The organism is Labrenzia sp. 5N (genome assembly GCF_012395805.1).
GTDB classification, from domain to species: Bacteria; Pseudomonadota; Alphaproteobacteria; order Rhizobiales; family Stappiaceae; genus Roseibium; species Roseibium algicola.
The window spans coordinates 14,864-36,193 of record NZ_JAAZTM010000017.1; the positions used below are offsets into that span (position 1 = coordinate 14,864).

General features: G+C 60.1%; 18 protein-coding genes. 14 read left to right on the forward strand and 4 right to left on the reverse strand.

Annotation, left to right across the window (positions count from 1 at the left end):
- Nucleotides 1-11 precede the first annotated feature (11 nt).
- Both HEP89_RS18645 and HEP89_RS18650 read right to left on the reverse strand, forming a co-directional pair.
- Nucleotides 12-389: a VOC family protein gene (locus tag HEP89_RS18645; RefSeq protein WP_023000925.1), complete on the reverse strand. Its 378-nt coding sequence runs from the start codon at nucleotides 387-389 to the stop codon at nucleotides 12-14.
- Nucleotides 390-521: 132 nt separating this feature from the next.
- On the reverse strand, nucleotides 522-1,430 hold the full coding sequence (locus HEP89_RS18650; RefSeq protein WP_168692754.1) for an iron-siderophore ABC transporter substrate-binding protein: 909 nt from the start codon (nucleotides 1,428-1,430) through the stop codon (nucleotides 522-524).
- A 92-nt stretch (nucleotides 1,431-1,522) separates the two neighbouring features.
- Between HEP89_RS18650 and HEP89_RS18655 the strand changes: the two genes are divergently transcribed.
- The 7 genes from HEP89_RS18655 to HEP89_RS18685 all read left to right on the forward strand — a co-directional run bounded on the left by HEP89_RS18655 (nucleotide 1,523) and on the right by HEP89_RS18685 (nucleotide 10,648).
- Nucleotides 1,523-2,512 carry an iron ABC transporter permease gene (locus HEP89_RS18655; RefSeq protein WP_168692755.1) on the forward strand — a complete coding sequence of 330 codons (990 nt, stop codon included), beginning with the start codon at nucleotides 1,523-1,525 and terminating at the stop codon, nucleotides 2,510-2,512.
- A complete protein-coding gene (locus tag HEP89_RS18660; protein WP_209014767.1) occupies nucleotides 2,512-3,531 on the forward strand; it encodes an iron ABC transporter permease in 1,020 nt (339 codons plus the stop codon). The genes HEP89_RS18655 and HEP89_RS18660 overlap by 1 nt, the downstream gene beginning before the upstream one ends.
- The gene (locus tag HEP89_RS18665) at nucleotides 3,524-4,366 is read left to right on the forward strand and encodes an ABC transporter ATP-binding protein (RefSeq protein ID WP_168692757.1); all 843 of its coding nucleotides are present in this window, start codon (nucleotides 3,524-3,526) and stop codon (nucleotides 4,364-4,366) included. Before HEP89_RS18660 ends, HEP89_RS18665 begins: the two co-directional genes overlap by 8 nt.
- A gap of 41 nt (nucleotides 4,367-4,407) precedes the next feature.
- A complete protein-coding gene (xrtT, locus tag HEP89_RS18670; RefSeq protein ID WP_168692758.1) occupies nucleotides 4,408-5,904 on the forward strand; it encodes an exosortase T in 1,497 nt (498 codons plus the stop codon).
- On the forward strand, nucleotides 5,901-8,231 hold the full coding sequence (locus HEP89_RS18675) for a VIT and VWA domain-containing protein (protein ID WP_168692759.1): 2,331 nt from the start codon (nucleotides 5,901-5,903) through the stop codon (nucleotides 8,229-8,231). The genes xrtT and HEP89_RS18675 overlap by 4 nt, the downstream gene beginning before the upstream one ends.
- A gap of 66 nt (nucleotides 8,232-8,297) precedes the next feature.
- Nucleotides 8,298-9,020, forward strand: a complete 723-nt coding sequence (locus HEP89_RS18680; protein WP_168692760.1) for a response regulator transcription factor — start codon at nucleotides 8,298-8,300, stop codon at nucleotides 9,018-9,020.
- On the forward strand, nucleotides 9,017-10,648 hold the full coding sequence (locus HEP89_RS18685) for a histidine kinase dimerization/phospho-acceptor domain-containing protein (RefSeq protein WP_168692761.1): 1,632 nt from the start codon (nucleotides 9,017-9,019) through the stop codon (nucleotides 10,646-10,648). The genes HEP89_RS18680 and HEP89_RS18685 overlap by 4 nt, the downstream gene beginning before the upstream one ends.
- On the opposite strand, the gene HEP89_RS18690 is transcribed toward HEP89_RS18685, so the two are convergent.
- Nucleotides 10,626-11,522 carry a LysR family transcriptional regulator gene (locus HEP89_RS18690; RefSeq protein WP_168692762.1) on the reverse strand — a complete coding sequence of 299 codons (897 nt, stop codon included), beginning with the start codon at nucleotides 11,520-11,522 and terminating at the stop codon, nucleotides 10,626-10,628. The genes HEP89_RS18685 and HEP89_RS18690 overlap by 23 nt on opposite strands.
- A 176-nt stretch (nucleotides 11,523-11,698) precedes the next feature.
- Between HEP89_RS18690 and HEP89_RS18695 the strand changes: the two genes are divergently transcribed.
- Together HEP89_RS18695 and HEP89_RS18700 are read left to right on the forward strand one after the other, a co-directional pair.
- A complete protein-coding gene (locus tag HEP89_RS18695; RefSeq protein ID WP_023000935.1) occupies nucleotides 11,699-12,319 on the forward strand; it encodes a glutathione S-transferase in 621 nt (206 codons plus the stop codon).
- Nucleotides 12,320-12,395: 76 nt separating this feature from the next.
- On the forward strand, nucleotides 12,396-14,048 hold the full coding sequence (locus tag HEP89_RS18700) for a pyridoxamine 5'-phosphate oxidase family protein (RefSeq protein WP_168692763.1): 1,653 nt from the start codon (nucleotides 12,396-12,398) through the stop codon (nucleotides 14,046-14,048).
- A 28-nt stretch (nucleotides 14,049-14,076) separates the two neighbouring features.
- On the opposite strand, the gene HEP89_RS18705 is transcribed toward HEP89_RS18700, so the two are convergent.
- Entirely contained in the window at nucleotides 14,077-14,457 is a 381-nt protein-coding gene (locus HEP89_RS18705) for a VOC family protein (protein ID WP_168692764.1), read from the reverse strand.
- Nucleotides 14,458-15,162: 705 nt separating this feature from the next.
- On the opposite strand from HEP89_RS18705, the gene HEP89_RS18710 reads away from it, so the two are divergent.
- The 5 genes from HEP89_RS18710 to HEP89_RS18730 all read left to right on the forward strand — a co-directional run bounded on the left by HEP89_RS18710 (nucleotide 15,163) and on the right by HEP89_RS18730 (nucleotide 21,308).
- On the forward strand, nucleotides 15,163-16,293 hold the full coding sequence (locus tag HEP89_RS18710) for a type III PLP-dependent enzyme (protein WP_152506242.1): 1,131 nt from the start codon (nucleotides 15,163-15,165) through the stop codon (nucleotides 16,291-16,293).
- A gap of 10 nt (nucleotides 16,294-16,303) precedes the next feature.
- On the forward strand, nucleotides 16,304-16,855 hold the full coding sequence (locus HEP89_RS18715; protein WP_168692765.1) for an N-acetyltransferase: 552 nt from the start codon (nucleotides 16,304-16,306) through the stop codon (nucleotides 16,853-16,855).
- An 892-nt stretch (nucleotides 16,856-17,747) separates the two neighbouring features.
- Nucleotides 17,748-19,133: a homospermidine synthase gene (locus tag HEP89_RS18720; protein ID WP_023000941.1), complete on the forward strand. Its 1,386-nt coding sequence runs from the start codon at nucleotides 17,748-17,750 to the stop codon at nucleotides 19,131-19,133.
- A gap of 175 nt (nucleotides 19,134-19,308) precedes the next feature.
- Nucleotides 19,309-20,424, forward strand: a complete 1,116-nt coding sequence (locus HEP89_RS18725; RefSeq protein WP_168692766.1) for a hypothetical protein — start codon at nucleotides 19,309-19,311, stop codon at nucleotides 20,422-20,424.
- Nucleotides 20,425-20,756: 332 nt separating this feature from the next.
- Nucleotides 20,757-21,308, forward strand: a complete 552-nt coding sequence (locus HEP89_RS18730) for a cytochrome b (RefSeq protein ID WP_168692824.1) — start codon at nucleotides 20,757-20,759, stop codon at nucleotides 21,306-21,308.
- Nucleotides 21,309-21,330: the final 22 nt, after the last annotated feature.

Genomic DNA, 21,330 nt, shown 5'->3' on the forward strand with positions numbered 1-21,330 from the left:
GGTCGGCCAGGTCAGATTTCCTCGGCAACGTCGATCCGGTTGCCGTCCGGATCGGCGAAGACGAAGGCTCTGAGGCCGTAGTCCTTGTTCTGGAGGCGCTTGACGATGCGCAAACCATGGCGCTCGCAGGCCCGGCAGGCGGCGTCCGCGTCGGACACCATGATGTGGGCCTGATTGAATGGCGGAGCCCGGTAACCTTTCTGGAGTGTCAGGTGCAATTCGGCCTCGTCCTTCTTCAGGATCATGAAGCCAACCGGACTGCCGTTTTCGAACACTTTTTCCAGGCCGAAGATTTCCCGGTAGAGTGTACGGGAACGTTCAATATCGCTGACGCCCAGTGTTGCGGCGATGCGGCCGAGCCGCAGCTGCGAGGAAGTGTCGGTGGTCATGGCTTACCCTTCTGTTTTCAATGACGGACAGCAAGGCAACCGGTCGGTGCCGGTGAGAACCCGCTTATCCGCAATCTCAGGGCGGTGCCTGTGGGGGAACGGCTTCCGTTCAAGCGGAAGCCGAACGTTTTTCTAGTCGAGGCCGTAAATGCCGGCAATGTCGTGAAGCATCAGCTTTGCGGCCAGAATGCCACCGGCGGTGTTCCAGATCGCATCGCTGACCTGATGCACCTTGCCCGCCTTGACGGCGGACAGGGACTGCCACAACGGATCGGCAAGCACTTCTTCTTCCAGAGACGTGCCTTTGCCATCGCCAGAGTCATAGGTGAAATAGAAGATCCGGTCGCCGTCCATATCCGGAATGCTCTCCTTGCCGGTGCGGATGGCAAATTCTTCCACATTCTGGTTTGCCGGCCGGTGGAAGCCGATGTCTTTCAAAAGCACACCGGAGAAACTGTCGAGCTGATAGATGCGGATCTGGCCGGGCACGAAACGGATCACGGAAACTTCCTCGTTGAGGTGGTCACCAAGTTTCTCGCGAAGGTCTGCGACTGAAGCATCGTAATCGTCGATGGCTGCATCCGCTTCCTGCTCCTTACCGAGCGCTTCGGCATAGAGGCGGAAGTTGATTTTCCAGTCACCACGAAGCTCCTTGGACATGACGGTCGGGGCGATTGCAGTCAGCTGCGGATAGATTTCCTCGTGCCGCTGCTTGTTTGCCAGGATCAGGTCGGGCTCCAGAGCCGCGATCAGTTCCAGGTTCACCGCGCTTTCCTTGCCGACAGGTTCTGCTCCGTCCATGGCATCGGAAATATGGTCCCACCAGGGATCGCCATTCCAGGAATTGGCCGCGCCCACTGGCGTCACTCCCAGTGCCAGCATCGCTTCCGTGCCTTCATTGGTAAGGACAACAATCCGTTTCGGGGCGTCCGGAACCGTGACGGTGCCCATGCTGTCGGTGACATCGCGAGCAATCGCAGGGGCTGATGCGAGCATTGCAAACAGCGGCAGGGCGCACAGCAGGCGTGACCAGATCTTCATTAGAACGACTCCAAAAAGTTGAATATTTGCCTCCAGTATTAAACCCGTGTATGGACGGGCCGTTGATTTGTCAATCGGAGGGGAGAGGGCGCATGAGGCGGCCGGCGATTGCATTGTGTCTGGCGCTGTGCGCGGCTGTCATTTTCAGCCTGCATGCCGGATTAACCTTCTATGCGCCTCATACGGTCCTTTCCGCGCTCTTGGGGGTGGAGGGCGCAGATGCGCTGATTGTGACGACGTTGCGTCTTCCAAGAACCGCGATCGGCTTGGTTTGCGGGGCCTCTCTCGGCCTTTCCGGCCTGTTGATGCAATCGGTTACGCGCAATCCGCTGGCTGAACCGGGACTGCTCGGGGTCAATGCAGGCGGTGCGCTGTTCGTGACCTTCGGGGTGACGGTCTTCGGCGTGGCAAGTCTTGCCGGTATCGGCATGGCAGCAGTGATGGGCGCGCTGGCGGCAACGGCCCTGGTTTTTTCGATTTCAGCGTCCACTGGCGGTGCAGGCAATCCGGCAACCACATTGCTGGCCGGATTTACCGTCGCCGCGCTGCTGGCGTCGTTCACGCAGACCTTGCTGCTGATCGACGAAAGCGCTCTTGAGACACTGCTGTTCTGGCTGTCGGGCAGTTTTTCCGACAGGCCGATCGGGTTGTTGCAACTCGGGTTGCCGTTGCTTGCCATCGGGGTCGCAGGCAGCCTTCTTCTGGCAACACCGCTGGATGTGCTGCGCCTCGACGATGCCAGTGCCCGGTCTGTGGGTGTCAATGTTGGCGCAGTCCGATTGAGGGCGCTCGGGCTTGCTGCCCTGCTTGCGGCGGGCGCGGTGGCGATGGCGGGGCCGGTGCTGTTTCTGGGGCTGGTTGCCCCGCATCTTGCCCGGCGTCTGACCGACGGCGCCCTGCCGTCGACACGGCAGTTGATCGTGCTTTCCGTTCTGACCGGTGCCCTGATCGCAGTCCTTGCCGATATTCTTGCGCGTATTGTCGTTGCGCCCGGTGAAGCGCCGATGAGTGCCGTTCTTGCGCTTGTCGGTGTGCCGATGCTGGTACATCTGCTTCACAGGCGGAAAGGGCTGGCAGCGTGATGGCAGGCGCATTTCCACTTTTCAGGCTGCTGCCGGTCATGCTGCTCGTTTTTGCGTTGACGCTGGCAGCAACGGGCATCGGGTCCAGCTTCATGCCGCCGGAACGTGTTGTCGCGGCGCTGGCCGGGCAAGGCAGCCGCATGGATGAAGTAATCGTCTGGACCCTCCGCTTGCCCCGTGTTGCCCTTGCCATACTGGCCGGAGCGGCGCTTGCCCTTGCGGGTGCCTTGCTGCAGCGGGTCGTGCGCAATCCCATGGCGTCGCCCTCGGTTCTGGGCATTACCGACGGCGCGGCGGTTGGCGTCGTGCTGTTCTTGTGGCTGTTTTCCGATCAAGCGAACAATCTGACCGTCTCCATTCACTGGCAGCCTATGGCCGCCATCGCCGGGGCGGCCGTCTTCGGTGCCCTGGTGATCGCATTGGCATCGCTCGATCGGGCAGGCAGCAAGCCGCTGAAGATCATCTTGTACGGTATTGCCCTGGCGGCACTCGCAAAGGCCGCGGTCACGCTGTTGATTATTCTCGGGCCTGTCTACAGGGCAAGTCAGGCACTGACCTGGCTGACGGGCTCGGTTGGTGCAGCCCACTGGCAGGACGTTCTGGCGGTCGGTCTCGGCCTTGTCGCAATCATTCCGGTGTTGCTGTGGCAACGGCTCACACTTCGGCAACTCGTACTTGATCCTCAAAGCGCTGCCGTGACCGGCCTGTCGCTGGACAAGGCCCAGTTCTGCCTGCTGGCAGTTGCCGTTTTCCTGACGGCCATCGCAACGGCCCATGTCGGTGCCATTGGTTTTGTCGGTCTGGTCGCGCCGCATGTTGCACGGATCTTCCACGGTCAGTTCCGGTCCGGATATCTGGTTTCCGTGGCTCTGACCGGGAGCTTCCTGGTGCTGGCAGCCGACACGCTGGCCCGGATCATCGCACCGCCGCTGGAATTGCCCGCAGGCGCGTTGACTGCGCTCGTCGGTGCGCCGCTGTTTCTCTATCTGCTTGTAAAAGGACGGCAATCCCATGCCTGACACTCTGGCCAGTCTCGATCGTGTCAGTGCCGCATATGACGGCGCCCCTGCGCTGAACGAGGTCTGTCTCGACCTGCCCGACGGCAGGATCATTGCCTTTTGCGGACCGAACGGCAGCGGCAAATCGACGGCCCTGAAAGTGATGCGCGGTCTGCACCGGCCAGATGCCGGCAATGTGGAAATCGCAGGCAGGGCTCTTGGCGACTGGTCGCAGAAGGATCTTGCGCGCCAGGTCGCCATGTTGTCCCAGTCGCCCGATGCACCGTCGGATCTTTCGGTTGAGGATCTGGTGCTGATGGGGCGGTTTGCGCATCGAAGCCGGTTCGGCGGGCCATCGGCAGCGGACAGGGCTGCCTGCGACCGTGCGCTTGAAATCACCGAAATGACCGAGCTGAAAACCCGGGCTCTCGCCCAGCTTTCCGGCGGGCAGCTGCAACGTGCCTGGGTTGCCATGACACTGGCGCAGGATGCGCCCCGGATCTTTCTGGACGAGCCGACCAACCATCTGGATATTGCCCATGCATTTGAGTTGCTGGACCTCGTCAAGCACCTGAGCCGCTCCGAGGACCGAAGCTTCGTCATTGTCCTGCATGATCTCAACATGGCCATGCGCTACGCCGATCACGTTGTGCTGTTCGAAAAGGGACGGATCGCCGCCAATGGTCCGACAACTGAAGTGCTGACAGAAGCGACCGTCTCTTCCGTATTTGGCATCGCCTGCAGGATTATGCCCCTGGACGGGTTGGAACGACCGGTCATCGTTTCCTGGGGCAAGGCCACCGGCGCGGGCGTTTCCGGCCTGTCGTCCGGCAAAATGCGCAAAATCTGCACATAGGCTGACAATGGCCTGCAAGCGGGCTTGGCACAACAGGTGCCATGACCCGCCTGGCAACCTCTTCCCCGACCTCACTGGCCTTCCTCCTGGCCTCGCTGCTTCTTGCCTACGAGCCGCTGCGCTGGCTGATCGGCACATGGACTGACCCGTCCTACCCATCCACCGGCGCGCTCTATCTGGTCGCGGTGGCAGCCCTGGTGCTCTGGTCGATGACGAGCCCGGTTCGGCAGAACTCGATCGGGCACCGGCAAATGGCAGTGCTGCTCCTGTTGGCGGCGGCGCTGATCCGGCTGGCAAGCCAGGTTCTGGCGATCAACGTGATCGGCGGGGTGGCGCTGGCAATTGATGTCTTCGCGCTGGCGACCCTATTGCGGACAGGGGAGAGGCAGCGTGCCGTTTCCCCCTTCTGGCTGTCCGTCCTGTTTCTGTTCACTCTGCCGGTCGAGCGCATTCTGCAACGGCTGCTCGGCTATCCGCTGCAGGAACTGTCGGCCAAGCTTTCCTGCGGCGGTCTCGGCCTCTTCTTTTCGGATCTCTCGTGCTCAGGCATCCGGATCGGACTTGCCGGCAAGGACGTTCTGGTGGACCTGCCTTGCTCGGGCACATCCGGGCTGATGCTCGCCATGGCCTTTCTGGTCATCCTGACTGCGCTTTACCGGCCGAACCTGCTGACTGCCGTGCTCTGGATTGGCATTGCGCTCGGGCTGGCTCTGATCGGCAATTCTCTGCGCATCGCTTTGCTTGCCGTCGGCATTGCCTATCCGGAAAGTGTCCTGGAGGCCGATGTCATGGCGCAGCCGCTTCACGACATTATCGGTTATCTGACGCTTCTTCTGTCGATGGCACCGGTGCTGGCGTTCTACAAGCCACGTCCTGCTGAGTGGCGCGCTGCCCGGGCTGTCTTCAGCTTGCCGGTGATGTCGCGGCCCTTGCAGAAGATGTCTGCTCTGGTGTTCCTGAGCCTTGCCTTGTTCATCGTCAGCCTGCCGAGGCACGCGCTTGATGTCTCGGCTTCGTCCCGACCTCAGCCGCTGCCTTTGACACTGGCAGGTGAGGTCGGTGTCGATGAAGCGCTGTTGCCGATCGAGGAGCAATATTTCCGGCAATACGGTGGCCACGCCCAGAAGCGGCGCTACGGGCCGATGGCACTGACGCTGGTGCACACCTCTTCGCCGCTGCGCCATCTGCACGCCCCGGACGATTGCCTGCGCGGGCTGGGCTTCGATGTGACCTTTCTCGGCAGCCGTTTCGAACCGGTTCCGACAGCGCTCTACCGGGCCCGGTCGAAAACCGGAGGTGACTGGCGCGTTGCCGTCACCTTTACCTCCAGCACCGGCGAGACGACCCACAACATCGCCGAGGCGATCTGGCTGTGGCTGAAACGGCCCGGCACCACCTGGACCAGCATTCAGCGAATTACCCCGTGGACACTAGACGAGCCGCAACGCGCCGCCTTTGAGGCCGCCGCAGGGGCTGCGCTCGATCTCAACACCCGCACTTCCGGTATTTTCCCTGCCCAAAAGGAGAAACGCATATGACGTTCCTGTCCCCATTGGCGTCTGCCATTTCTCTAAAACCAACTCTGAAAGCCACTTTGGCAGCCTCACTGGCCATCGTCCTTGGCACGCTTTCAGCGCTGCCGGCTTCAGCTGAGCCAGACCTCGACGATCTGTCCGGCACCGTGGTTGCCACTGCCGGTGGCAAGGAGATCCATCTGCCGCTTCTGAAGGCCGATTACAAGGTCGAGGTTGACGGCGATGTTGCCCATGTGGAACTGACGCAGACCTTCCTGAACCCGACCCAGCTGCCACTTAACGCGACCTACCTGTTTCCGCTGAACCAGAAGGCGGCCATTCACGCCATGCGGATGGATCTCGACGGCGAGACCATCGTGGCGCGGATGAAGAAGAAGGAAGATGCCAAGGCAACCTTCGAGAAGGCGAAGCGGGAAGGCAAGGCCGCTGCCCTTCTGACGCAGCACCGGCCCAACATGTTCACCCAGGATATTGCGCATCTCATGCCCGGTCGCCCGGTGAAGGTGACACTGGAATACGCCCAGACCGTCCCCAAGATCGACGGCGCCTATGAGCTTGTAATGCCGATGGTTGTGGGGCCGCGTTACGAGGGGCTGGGCGGGCAAGCTGCCCTGAAGCATTCGCAAAACATCGCGGACAAGAGTGCGCCGGAGGACGATAGTCACGGATACGGCGATACCGAATATGCGAGCGATGAACCCGTCTCTGCGAAACCTGCTGCCTTCAAGCACAGTGAAACAGTCTCCGGCTGGCAGATTGACAAGCTTCCGGCCTATCCGGAGGTCATCGGGCAGAATGCTCCGAAGGAAATCGATCCGAGGCGGGTGTCGCTGGAACTTGCTCTCAAGGCACCAATGCCTGTCTCGCGGCTGTCGAGCGATACCCATGCACTGGAGGTTTCAAGCCAGGGCGAAATGCGGACAGTCCGCTTCAAGTCCGGCAGGGCCATCGACAATCGGGATTTCGTTTTGCGTTATGAGCTTGCCGCACAGAGCGATGTTGCTGCCGGTGTCTCGTCCCGGTACGAAGCCGATGGCGGGGGCTATTTTTCGCTGCTGATCGAGCCGCCGAAACTGCCGGCTGAAGACATGATTGGCCAGCGCGAGCTTGTCTTCGTGCTGGATACATCCGGGTCCATGAGCGGGCAGCCGATCGAAGCGAGCAAGACCTTCATGACGGCAGCGATCAGGTCTCTGCGCCCTGATGACTATTTCCGCATCCTCCGCTTTTCCGATAACACTTCCCAATTTGCCGGAAATGCCGTTCTGGCAACGGAGCGAAACAAGCGGCAGGCCTTGAAGTTCGTGGCTGGCCTTTCGACCGGTGGCGGGACGGAAATCAACCAGGCCGTAAACACCGCCTTTGATCAGGCACAACCGGAAAACACCACACGCATCGTTGTCTTTCTGACCGACGGTTATATCGGCGACGAGGCGACCGTGATCTCGAGTGTCGCGAGCCGTGTCGGCAAGGCGCGTATCTATGCCTTCGGCGTCGGCAACTCGGTCAACCGGTTTCTGCTGGATGCGATGGCCACGGAGGGCAGGGGCTATGCCCGCTATGTGGCTTTGGGAGAAGACGCGGGCGAAGCTGCCAAAAGCCTTGCCGCAAACCTGAAGACACCGCTCCTGACAGACATCACCATCGACTGGAACGGTCTCAAGGTCGAGGGACAGAGCCCGGCCAGGATACCCGATCTGTTCGAAGGCGGCTCGGTGCGCGTGATGGGGCGATACGCTGCCGGCGGCAAGCATACGATTTTCATCAACGGTCTGGTCAACGGACATGCTGCCAGACTGCCGCTTGAAATCGACCTGAAGTCTTCTGTCGATGGCAGTGCGGTTTCCAGCCGGGCCCTGCCGCTGATCTGGGCGCGCGAGCAGATATTCGACAAGGAGCGTGCCTATACGATCGGTGGCAGCGCTGACACGCAACTGAAGCACGAAATCGTCGATCTGGGCCTGACCTATTCGCTTCAGACCCGGTTCACGTCCTTTGTCGCCGTCTCAGAAAAGGTGGTGAACGGCGCACCGGCAACCGCCTCTCACCGAAACGTGCCCTTGCCGCAGGTTCCAGGCGTTTCGACCAATGCCTATCCGTCCTTGAACCTTTCCGGCAGTTCCGCGCCGGAACCGGAAGGCATATTGGGAGTGATGCTGGTCCTCCTGGCTGTGGCTGCCCGGTTCCGGCTTAAACTGGCAAATAGCTTCCGCAAGTTGCGGGAAAGGGTTCGGGGGTTCCGGTCACGCGACGAGGAAGCTGCGTCTGGCGAGCTGGATCTTGCCTTGCCCCGTACGTTGCGCCGGGATGGTTGGTGGCTGGAAACCTGATCCGTGCTTCGCTATTGGTAACGCTCCCGCAGGCAACTGCGGGAGCCATTTTTCGGGAAGAGACATTTGCCAGGTCAAACCATTCTTGTTGTCGATGACGACCCGCATATCCGGGACGTCATCTGTTTCGCGCTTCAAAAAGCGTCCTATGTGTTCGAAGTTGCCGCTGACGGGAAGGAAGCGCTCGACAAGGCGCTTTTATGCAATCCGTCCCTGATCGTTCTGGACATCGGCCTGCCGGAAATGGACGGGCTGGACGTCTGCCGGCACCTGCGCCGCACGTCGGAGGTACCCATCCTGTTTCTGTCGGCACGCGATGACGAGATCGACAGGATCGTCGGCCTGGAGCTGGGCGCCGATGACTATGTGACCAAACCCTTCAGCCCGCGCGAACTGATCGCCCGCGTCGGCGCGATCCTGAAGCGCTACGGCGCCCCCTCGGCTGCCGAAACGGTCGAAGACTTGCCTGCGCTGCGTTTCGGTGCAGTCGAACTTGACCGGTCGCAGCGCCATGTGACAGTCGATGGAACGCCTGTCACGCTCACGGCCATCGAGTTCGATATCCTGGCTACCCTGCTGGCCCGGCCGAAGATCGTCTTTACCCGCGAGCAGATCCTCCAGAATGCCTACCGGGACAATATCCACGTCTCCGATCGCACCATCGACAGCCACATCCGCAACATCCGCGCCAAGCTTGGAACCGCTGGATGCGGCGATGCCATCGAGACCGTGCACGGCGTCGGATTCCGGCTTGGGCCCTGCCGGGTCGAGAATGGAAACGGCGGATGATCCTGTCGCGCACCTTCCGAGACAAATGGCGTCCGCCACTGTCGCTCGTGGTGGCGGGTGTTCTTGGCATCATGCTGCTGGTGCCTCTCGCAGGTGTCGCTTTCTTTCGCGTCTATGAAAACCAGCTCATCGAGACGACAGAAGCGGAGCTGATCGGGCAGTCGGCGGCAATTGCCGCGGCAATGGCGCAGCGCCTTGAGGAGATCGGTGGCGCCGACCTGCCTTTGGGGCCGGAGGTTGCGAAGGCTACTGAGGTGCCTGGCAGTCGCAGCATCTATCTGCGAAACCCGGGCGGAAGCTGGACGCCGCAACTTCCGGAACTCGATCTCACGCGCACAAATGTCTTGCCCGGGAGAGGGGCGCCACGGCCGGCTGCCGAACCACCGCTTCTCGAATACCTGAGTGCCGGACAAGCTGTGGACCGCATCCTGCAGGAAACTCAGAAGAAGACCCTAGCCGGATTCCGGGTGCTGGATTTCAATGGTGTGATCATCGCTGGGCGTGAGGATATCGGCCTGTCGCTTGCCCATGTGGAGGAGATCAAAAGAGCGCTTACGGGACATTATGCCAGTGCGCTGCGCGAGCGCATCGTCGACAATCCGCAGCCGATCTATTCCATCAGCCGGGGAACCAGCGTTCGCGTTTTTGTCGCGATGCCGATTATCGTGAGCGACCGGGTCGCGGGCGTTGTCTATGCCTCGCGCACACCCAGCAACATCCTTAAGGAAATGTTCGTTAAGCGCGAGGCCGTCTTCTGGGTCGTGGTCTTTGTGCTGGCTGCGACTTTTGTCGTCGGGTTCATTTTCGCACGCGCCATCACCGGACCGATCAAGGCACTGACCCGACGTTCTCTGGCGATCGGTAATGGCGAGCGGGAGGCATTGGTGCCGCTTGCCATTCACGGCAACCGCGAAATCCATGCGCTTTCAGAAAGCATGCTGGACATGTCGCGCAAGCTGTTCGATCGGAACGACTATATCTCCACCTTCGCCAACCACGTGACCCACGAATTGAAAACGCCGCTGACCTCTATCCAGGGAGCGGCGGAGCTGTTGAAGGATGAAGGGGCGGAGCTGAGCGATGCGGACAGGGAGAAGTTCCTGAGCAATATCCTGCACGATACCGAACGTGCCTCGAAGCTCTTGAACCGGCTTCGTGATCTCGCCCGGGCCGACAGCGTCGAGATCGGCGGGAGTTGCCGGCTGAGCGAGGTTGTCACCGCGCTCAGGAGGCGTTTCGAAGGACTCGAAATCGACCTGTCCGGCGAGACGGATTTGCCGATGTCGGCGGAAAACGCCCGGATTGTTTTTGAAAACCTGATCGACAACTCCCGTCGCCACGCCGCGTCCAGGGTATCGATTGTTGCTGTGCCCGACGAGAAAGGCCTGACGGTTCAGGTGCAAGACGATGGTGACGGTATTTCCGAAGGCAATCAGGACCAGGTCTTCGAACTCTTCTTCACCACCCGGCGGCAAAGCGGGGGCACCGGCATGGGGCTTGGCATCGTCCAGGCGCTCCTGAAGGCCCATGGTGCAGCGATCCGACTGCTGCCGGGGGCCAGTGGCGCAACCTTCGAGCTCTCCTTTCCGGTGAGGCCGCCTGCCATCAGTCCGGCCAGCGGGAACTGAACACTGCGGCCAGATGATCGAGCAGTGCACGCACACGGCGAGTCAGGTGCCGGTTGGGCGGGTAGAGTGCATAGAGGCCGAACGTGTCGGTCTTGTATTCCGGCAGCACGTGCTCAAGCCGTCCGTCTGCCAGGGCGTCCTCGATGGCATAGAGCGGCGCGATTGTGAGGCCGAGACCGCCCATTGCCATACGGGCCAGGGCTCCGGGTGAGTTGGAGCGGACGGCACCATGCAGCCGGATGACCTGCTCTTCGTGCCCGGAATGAAACCGCCAGGTGTTGAGTTCGGTCTGATTGCTGTCGACAAGGCAGACATGGGTTGAAAGGGCTCTTGGGTCCTGCGGTCTGCCGTGCCGCTTCAAATAATCCGGTGAGGCACAAAGAACCAGCGGCATGCCGGCCAGCTTGCGAGCGATCAGTGTGGAATCCCGCAAGGCTCCGATGCGGATCGCCAGGTCGAGGCCTTCCTCCACCAGGGCAAGCCGGTGATCGGTCAGGCGCATATCCACCTCGACATCCGGATGCTTGCGCAGGAAAGGGACAAGCGCCTCGCTCAGCCTCGTGCTGCCGAAGCCTGTCGGTGCCGTCAGCCTGATCTGGCCGGCCAGGGCGCCCTGACGTTCACGCACAAGCGAATCCAGATCATCGATCTGCTCCAGGATCGGCCGGCAATGTTCCAGATAGGCTGCGCCCACATCAGTCAGTGACACGCTGCGCGTGGTCCGGTTGAAAAGCTGGGTCTTCAACTGGCCTTCCAGATGCTGGACATATTTGCTGACAAGTTTGGTCGACAGGCCCAGCCGTCGCCCCGCGCTTGTGAAGGATCCTTCCTGTGCGACGGCAATGAAGGCTCGCATGGTTTCGATCTTGTCCATCACTATTGTCCTCGGCGGGTCCTGCTCCCGTCAGCTGTTTATCCCCTATTTGTACATAATCATTGAATGAATTCGAAGATTATTTCCATTCAGGTCAGGAGGCATATTGCAGGCAGCGGACCGGACCAAAACGCTTCGGCCGCAGGAAGATCCTTCAAGGCAAGAGGAAGCTGGCGATGTCCAATGCAATCAAGATCCACCGTTTTCCGCTCTCCGGTCACTGCCACCGGGTGGAACTCTTTTCCAGCCTCACCGGCATCAACTACGAGCTGGTCGAGGTCGACCTGGCCAATGGCGAGCACAAACGCGATCCGTTCCTGAAACTCAATCCGGTGGGCCTGGTTCCGGTCATCGAAGATGGTTCGACCGTGCTCTCTGACTCCAACGCGATCCTCGTCTACCTGGCACGCAAATATGCGCCGGACTGGCTGCCGACAGATCCGTATCTGGAAGCGGAAGTTCATCGCTTCCTGGCCTTTGCCGCCGGTGAACTTGCCAGCGGCCCGGGTGCGGCGCGGTTGATCACGGTCTTCGGACGGCCGCTTGATCCGGAACGTGCGAAGTCTGTCGCCAAGGTGGCTTTCGATAACCTGGAAGCCCATCTGGACGGCCGCGAGTGGCTCGTTGGCGATCGGCCGACGATCGCCGACATCGCCATCTACAGCTACACGGCGCATGCGCCGGAAGGCAACGTTTCGCTGGAGCCCTATCCGCGCATCCGCGGTCTTTTGAAGCGCATCGAGGATTTGCCGGGCTTTGTGGCCATGCCGGCTACCAAGGCAGGCCTTGCCGCGTAACGTTTCCCCGAACTGCAGGTCCTTGCGAGCAAGGGCCTGCGTCTAGCGTTCCTGAAGGTACTGAAAGGATTTGACGATGGCTGAGATCGATGAGACTGCAAACCGGACGGTCATCCCTTCTCCGTTTCATGACGGCGAACGCCAGGTGCAAGAACGACTTGGCGACAGGGATGTGGAGCGCTGGGCGCGTGGTGCCATCCGCGGCTTCATGCCTGATCAGCATCGGGCCTTCTTCGAGGACCAGCCATTCATGATCGCCTCGGCGCGCGATGCTGCCGGTCGCCCCTGGGCGACCGTGCTGGAGGGCTGGCCCGGATTTGTACGCTCACCCGATCCCGGGTCGTTGACGATTTCAGCGCGTCCTGTCGCAGGAGACGCCCTGGAAGAGGCATTTGTCGCAGGTGCGGATGTCGGTTTCATCGGGATCGAACTTGCGACCCGGCGGCGCAACCGCGTCAACGGGACAGTCGCGTCAGCAGGGTCCGACGGTTTCCGGTTTGCTGTCGGGCAGTCGTTCGGAAATTGCCCGCAATATATCCGGGCACGGGATGTGCGTTGGAGCACGGAAGCTGCCTCGGGAGAAGCTGTTCGTGGATCGCGTCTGAGCGCGGCGCAAACGGCGTGGATCAGGTCTGCCGATACGTTCTTCATCGCAACCGGCTACCGGGGAGAGGGCGATGACGAGGCCTTCGGCATGGACGTGTCTCACCGGGGTGGTGAACGCGGCTTCGTGCATGTTCTGGATGATCGCCGGCTGATCTTCCCGGACTATGCGGGCAACAGGTTCTACAACACGCTCGGCAACATTCTGGCGGATGCGCGAACAGGGCTGTTGTTCCTGGATTTTGCAAGCGGCAACCTGTTGCAGGTGACCGGCCGGGCAACGATCGTTTGGGATGCGGAAGAAGTGGCGAAAGTGCCTGGTGCACGTCAACTCGTGTCCTTCGAGGTCGACGAAATCGTTGAGCTGACGTCGGTCTTGCATTTGCGCTGGCAGAAAGATGCATCGGCAATCCGGTCGTTGAGGCTCGCCGAGAAAATCCGGGAAAGTTCCGACGTGACGTCGTTTGTGTTCGAGGCTCGCGACGAGGGAGCTTTGCCTTCGTTCAAGGCCGGTCAGCATTTGCCGATCGAACTCAGCCTTCCTGCCGGCCATGGCAAGATCCAGCGAAGCTATTCGCTTTCCGGCGATCCATCCGAAGGCCGCTATCGAATATCCGTGAAGCGCGAGCCGAACGGACTTGTCTCACGTCTCCTGCATGACGTGCTTCAGGTTGGCGGATACATAGACGCTGGAAGGCCGGCTGGCGATTTTTCGCTGCCGGAGACGAATGACCCGGTGGTGCTGGCAAGTGCGGGCATCGGTATCACGCCGCTCCTGAGCATGCTGCATCATCTGGCAGGTGAGGATGGGAGCCGGCCCGTGTGGTTCGTCCAGAGTGTCAGGGATGGCGATCATCATCCCTTCCGGCAGGAAGTCGAAAGCCTGACGGCGGGGAGGCCGAACATTCGGCACGAGATCCGTTATAGCCGCCCACAGCCTTCGGACGTTTCAGGTCAGGATTATGATGCGGTCGGCCGGATAACGGCACAAGATCTGCTGGACTTGTCACCCAAACTGCAGACGCAATATTTCCTGTGCGGTCCGTCTGCCTTCCTGGCAGATCTGAAGTCCGGGCTGGAACAGCTTGGTGTTTCGCAGAAGCGGATCCACTTTGAAGCCTTCTGAGGGCGATCCGGGCGTTTCGATCCGGTACTCAGTCTTCCGGGGTGAAGTCGACATGGATATGGTTGCCGTCCGGGTCCCAGACGTTGATGGCAACCGTCCCCGTGCCGGGCTGAACGGAGCGGCGATAACGTTCGCCGCGCTCGTTCAGTCTTGCTTCGAAAGCCTCCAGTCCGGAAGCGGTGAAGGCGAAATGTTCCAGTTTCAGCTTGGCTTCGGATCCGTTTGCTTCCGGCCCCTCAACGCCGACCAGATGAATGGCCGCATCGTTACCCGCGTAGAGCCAGGCACCTGGAAAGGAAAAATCGGGACGCGGTCCGGGTTCCATCCCGAGAATGTCGCCATACCAGGCGATCAGTTCGTCGAGCCGCGTGGTGCGAAGATTTACGTGGTCAAGCTTTCCGATCTTCATGCGCTGGCCTTTCACGAGCGGTCCGTTTGGTCCGGTAAGTGGTGATTTGCTGTCTGACCCTCGAGGGCTGGCAAGTCAATGCCGGTCGGCATCCAAGGGACCGTGCAAGGCACCGCGAAACGTCTGCCGGGACTGTCACAATTTTTAGCAAATAGTTAAGGCCAGGCAAGGCTTTCGGCTCTGAAGACCACTCGTCCGGTTCAGCGTGAAAAAAACCTTCTGCAACTGAAAATTTCCTATTGCATCGGGGGGCGAACGGGCGCATATACGCCTTGCCCAAATTCGCACGTGCCCGTGGTCGTCCATGGGATGTTCAACAAGACATCTCTTAAGGGGCCGCTGCCAGACAATCCGCCAAGGGGCGGGGCAGTTGAGATCCGGACGGCTTAAAGCAACGACGTAAGAGGGCTTTTTTGGTCTCTGCCGGGGTTTCCAACCTCCGGCGTCACTGAAGAGGCACTTGTTACATCATTGCCCGACGTGCGGTTCGGTTCTCCCGATCCAATCAACGGCATTTCCCGACGCGGGAAAGCTTTGTGCTGCTTGGCAGTCGCATAGCCCAACCGTCGCTGCAGTCAACCCGGCCTCCGGTTCCATCCCGGGGGAGGCCCGGTGCGCATTGCAGCACCCTGCGACGTGAACGCAGCGCGCACGCCAAGGATTAGCGCGCCTGCGGCTGAGATTGAGAAAGAGGGGAGCCCCCCAATGAGCGACCGTATCCGCGATTTCCTCCGCCGACGTGACGAAGATGGCCCGTGCGTTGTTGTCGATCTCGACATCGTGCGCGACAACTTTGAAGCTTTTGCCAAGTCCCTGCCGGACACCTCCGTCTACTACGCAGTGAAAGCCAACCCGGCACCTGAAATCCTGTCGCTCCTGGAAAGCCTCGGCTCCTCCTTCGATTGCGCCTCCGTCGGCGAAATCGAAATGGTGCTGGCAACCGGCGCATCCGCCGACCGCATTTCCTACGGCAACACGATCAAGAAGGAGAAGGATATTGCGCGTGCCTATCAGTATGGCGTCCGCCTCTTCGCCGTCGACTGCGTCGAAGAAGTTGAAAAAATCGCCCGCGTTGCCCCTGGCTCCAAAATCTTCTGTCGCGTCCTGTGCGACGGTGTCGGCGCCGAGTGGCCGCTCTCCCGCAAATTCGGCTGCGACCCCGAAATGGCGCCCGACGTCCTCGAACACGGGCACCGGCTCGGCCTTGTCGCCCATGGCGTTTCCTTCCATGTCGGCTCCCAGCAAGCCAACCTCACGGCGTGGGATCTCGCTCTCGCCATGGCAGCAGGCGTTTTCCAGGAAATGGCGCTCCGCGGCATCGAACTGAAAATGGTCAACATGGGTGGGGGCTTCCCGACCCGTTACCTGAAGGACGTCCCGGGCGTTTCGACATACGGCGAAGCGATCTTCCAGGCGCTGTGCAAGCACTTCGGCAACCGTCTGCCGTCTACCATCATCGAGCCGGGCCGCGGCATGGTCGGCAATGCCGGCATGATCGAAGCTGAAGTCGTGCTGATTTCCCGCAAATCCGCAAGCGACGAAGTACGCTGGGTCTATCTCGATATCGGCAAGTTCCACGGCCTGGCCGAAACCATGGACGAGGCGATCCGTTATCCGATCCGCACCCCGCGCGACGGCGACACCACCGCACCTTGCGTGCTGGCCGGCCCGACCTGCGACAGCGTCGACGTTCTTTACGAAAAGACGCCGTACGAACTGCCGGTGAGCCTGTCCATTGGCGACAAGGTGCTGATCGAGGCCTGTGGTGCCTACACCACGACCTATTCCACGGTCGGCTTCAACGGCTTCGCGCCGCTGGCGTCCTTCGTCATCTGAGGCAAGTGCCATGATTGATATTGTGGACGAGGCGCCGGATCACACCGGCGCCCGCGAGGGTCTGCTTGACCTTTGTTTCGGCGAGGACCGCTTCAGGAAAACCTCCGAGCGTCTGCGTGAAGGCCGGCTTCCGGTCTTCGCATTTTCTGCAATCGACGAATCTGGCAAGCTCGTTGGCACGGTAAGGCTCTGGTCTGTGGCGGACCGCAACGGCTCGCAAAGCCTGTTGCTCGGACCCCTTGCCGTCGATCCGGCTTGCCGGGGACTGAAGGTCGGAGACCGCCTGATGCGGCACGCCCTCAACCAGGCTGCCGTGCTTGGCCATGGATCCGTGATCCTGGTCGGCGATCAGCCGTATTATACCCGCTTCGGTTTTGCTGCGGGCCTTCTCGACAAGGTCGGGATGCCGGGACCGGTGGACTATCACCGTTTCCTCGCACTGGAGTTCACTCCAGGGCACATTGACGGCCTGGAGGGTGTGCTTTCGGCATGCGGTGTACTGGATCCGATGGCAGTGCCGGCTGCCCGGGAAGACGTCTTCTCGGTTTCGCAAGCAATTTGAAGCTTTAGACTTGGAGACGGCGGCGAAGTTTTTCGCCGCCGTCTCTTGTTTTTTAAGCACAGGCTTGTTTGTTTAAAAATAACAGGGTTGAGACGGTCATTTGTCTTTCCTTGAACGGGCTTTCACCGAGTAGACTTGAAATTCCTGCAGAAACCAGCCACACCTAACAAAGGCGCAATAAGTGCGCCTTGCTGTTTGAAGGATTTCCCAACGGGCCGGACCCTCTGGAAGCGATGTGGGCGGCATATCGGATAGGATTGGAGTTACGCATATGACCGACGACACCAACGACGGTGCGCCGAAGAAGCCGGCGGTAAAAGCTGCCGCAAAGCCAACAACACGGCGCAAGACCACATCGCGTACGCCTGCTTCCAGAGCCGCATCGGCAAAGCCGGCAAGCTCCAAATCCACACCTGCCAAATCATCGTCTGCAAAATCGGCTGCAGCGAAGGCTGCGCCCGCCAAACCTGCTGCCGCGAAACCTGCTGCCGCGAAACCGGCGGCTGCGAAATCGGCGGCTGCGAAACCGGCTGCTGCAAAATCTCAGGCCAAAACAGCCTCTGCAAAGCCTGCTGCTGTGAAACCCGCAACCAACAAGCCGTCCGCCTCCGCCACCAAGGCAGCTGACGCGAAAGCGCCCGCAAAGTCTGTGGCGGCCACAAAACCTTCGACAAGCAGGACACCGAAACCTGCTGCGGCAAAAGCGCCAGCCAAGCCGGCTGCCAAAAAAGCGGCTCCGGTGAAACCGGAAGCAGCGAATGCTTCTAAGGCGAAGACAGCCGCTCCTAAAGCGTCAGCACCGAAGGCAGCAGCTTCGAAGGCCGCTGAACCGAAAGCAGGTTCCACTGCATCAGCAGGCGCTGTTCACGGAACGATCACCGGCCCGCTTGTGATGATCGGTCTTGGTTCCATCGGCAAGGGAACGCTGCCGCTGATCGAGCGTCATTTCAAATTCGACAAGAGCCGGTTTACCGTCATCGACCCGGTTGATGGCGATGCCAAGCTGGTGACCGACCGGGGATACCGGTTCGAAAAAGTCGCCCTGACGCCTGAAAACTACAAGGACATACTCACGCCTTTGCTCACGGAGGGCGAGGGGCAGGGTTTTGTCGTTAATCTGTCTGTCGACACTTCATCGCTGGACCTGATGAAATTCTGCCGCAAGCTTGGCGTGCTCTATATCGATACTGTGGTCGAACCCTGGCCGGGGTTCTACTTCGACGACACCGCAACGGCAGCCGACCGGACCAATTATGCGCTGCGAGAGGCCGTACGACGCGAAAAGAAGAAACATCCTGGCGGCACTACGGCAGTTTCCTGCTGCGGCGCCAATCCCGGCATGGTCTCCTGGTTCGTGAAGAAGGCGCTGGTGGATATCGCGACCGATACCGGCGTCAAGTTCAAGGAACCGTCCAGCCAGAAGGGCTGGGCCAAGCTGATGAAGAAGGTGGGTGTCAAGGGCATCCATATTGCCGAGCGTGACACTCAGCGGGCCAAAGAACCGAAACCATTCGGCGAGTTCTGGAACACCTGGTCGGTGGAAGGTTTCCTTTCCGAAGGTTTCCAGCCTGCGGAACTCGGCTGGGGCACGCATGAAACCTGGAAGCCTGCGAACGCCAAGAAGCACAAGAAAGGCTGCAAGGCGGCGATCTATCTGGAACAGCCGGGCGCCAACACCCGTGTGCGGACCTGGTGCCCGACGCCGGGCGCGCAATATGGCTTCCTCGTCACGCACAATGAAGCAATCTCCATCGCCGACTACTTCTCCGTGAGCGACGGCAAGAAGGTCAGCTATCGCCCGACATGCCACTATGCCTATCATCCGGCGAACGTGGCCGTGCTCTCGCTGCATGAACTGTTCGGCTCCGCAGGAAAGGTTCAGGAGACGCTGCACGTTCTCGACGAAAGTGAACTGCAGGACGGCATCGATGAACTTGGCGTCCTGCTCTACGGTCACAAGAAAAACGCCTACTGGTATGGCTCCCAGCTGTCTGTCGAGGAGGCCCGGGACCTTGCGCCGTATCAGAACGCGACCGGTCTGCAGGTGACTTCGGCGGTTCTGGCCGGAATGGTCTGGGCGTTGGAGAACCCGGAAGCGGGCATCGTCGAGACGGACGAGATGGACTACAAGCGCTGCCTCGAAATTCAGCTGCCGTATCTTGGCCCGGTCAAAGGCTATTATACAGACTGGACACCTCTGGAAGGGCGGCCTGGCTTCTACAAGGAAGATATCGACACCAAGGATCCCTGGCAGTTCCGTAACATTCTGGTGCGATAGCGAAAAAGAGCAACCTTTGGTGAATATAGCCGCCGGATAACTCCGGCGGCTTTTTTGTTGTTTGTTGGAATTCGGAAAGTCGCCGAACGCGAAAACTTTGTGATCTACATAACATTCTTGAAATAGATCTTGGCAGAATATACGTCATAGGGTGCAACCATTCGGCGAGGGCAAGGTGAAAGTCGATCAGGCAAGACTGAACGCTGCCATCCGGGGCCTTTATGAGGCCGCGGTTACGGCGGAGCTCTGGAAGCCGGCGATGGAAGAGGTGACCGACGCCCTCCAGGCAAAGAGTTGTCACTTCTTCTCCAACAACCTGACAAATGCGGGGGACGACCTCTTCGTCACGGTTCGCATGGATCCTGATTTTCACAAGGATTACATGGGCACTTACGCAGAGCTTGATGTCAGGTATCCGCGCATTCTGGAAGCTCCGGTCGGAAGAGTTCTGCACGGAGATCTCCTGTGGACCGACGAAGAGCGGATGGCCAGTCCCGTCTATCACGAGAACCTGCTGCCTTTCGAACTCTACGAGGTAACTGGCGCCCAGCTCGCCATGCCCGATCGCTTGAGCTGGCTTGGCTTTTCTCTCTATGAAGAGGAGCCTTGGGAAAAAGATCAGCTCGAGGCTCAGCAGCTGATCCTCGGCCATACCCGGCAGGCCTTGCGGATCCATCTGACACTGGCTGAAGCAAAAGCGAATACGGAAACGCTCGGCAATCTCCTGACGGCACGCGGGCAAGGGATAATCCTGGTGACCGCAGGGGGCAGGATCGTCTTCGCGAACGATCAGGCCGAAGCCTTGCAGCAAGAACAGGTTCTGAAAATGAGCAGCCGGGGTCTTGTCTTCCGGGACAGGGCCTTGAACCGGCGTCTTGCGCTTGCCCTGGATGCCCTTCACTTCCGTTCGAGCGTTCCTTCGGGCGAGACCGTTACGCTCACCGATACATCGGATCATCAGATCGGGGTCCGCTTCCTGCCCGTTCCCGGAGGGATCGGTGGTGGCGGTTCGATGCTGGCTGTCCTGTGTATTCCGCTCCACATGCAGCATGGGCCGGACCCATCGGAGATCAGGCAATTTGCCGGATTGTTCCGCCTGACACCTTCCGAGGAGCTTGTGGTTGGCGCAATCGCGTCCGGGCAGGATCTGTCGCAACATTGCATTGAGCGCGGCATCTCACTCGACACCGCAAGAAAACACCTGAAGAATACAATGGCCAAGGCCAACTGCCGCTCGCAGAAAGACCTTTTGCGGCTGGTCGAGCGGTTCTGCTTCTTCCGTCTTCGCTGACCTGCGAAGCTCTTGCCATCCGGAATGCCTGACAGATTTATACTGGATCCGTTGTCGCTGATCTTGCCGGACCCGGGCCGCATTGCATTGTTTCCCCCGGTTTCATGTCAAGACCGTTTGCGCCTGCTGTTCGGGCAGTGTCGCTGGTCACAGGAGGCCGGGAAGGGGATGAGCTAACAAGAGACGGTGACAGGGCTCGTGTCGGGTTCAAACGCTGGTGACAACGGTTGCCATCTACCCGAACCTGACGGGCAGCCGACCGTGAAGGAACCGGGCGCAAAACGAACCCGGGCTGTTGAGGCATAAAAAGGACAATGACAGTGCTGAATTCCATGGAAACGACTTCGCAAACCGATGCGCATCCCCTTGGACCGGAAAGCCGTCATGCGGGGACCACCAGGATCCTGCACTGGATGATTGCCGCTTTGGTTCTGGCGACATGGCCACTGGGTTACGTGATCAAGTTCGTGAAAAGCGATGTGTCCCTGGATTTCTACCTGCTGCACGAAAGTTTCGGCTTTCTGGTGCTCTGGCTGATGCTGGTTCGTGTCGGCAACAAGCTTGTTGCCCGAAAGCCGGCGGAAGAGGGCCCGGCACTGGAACGACTGGCGGCCAGCGTCGTTCACGGGCTTCTCTATCTGTTCCTGATCGTCATGCCGGTCAGCGGGTTTCTGGCAACAAACGCCCACGGATTTCCGCTGAGCTGGTTCGGACTGGTTCCGGTCTGGAGCCCGATCGGCAAGTCGCCAGACATTGCGGGGACACTGTCGGCCATTCATTCCTGGAGCGCATGGGCTTTGCTGGCACTGTTTGCCCTTCACATTGGCGCGGTACTGTTCCACCACGTTCTGAGGCGTGACCGGACACTCTACCGGATCCTCTGAACCGAACAGCCAGTGCTCGGTA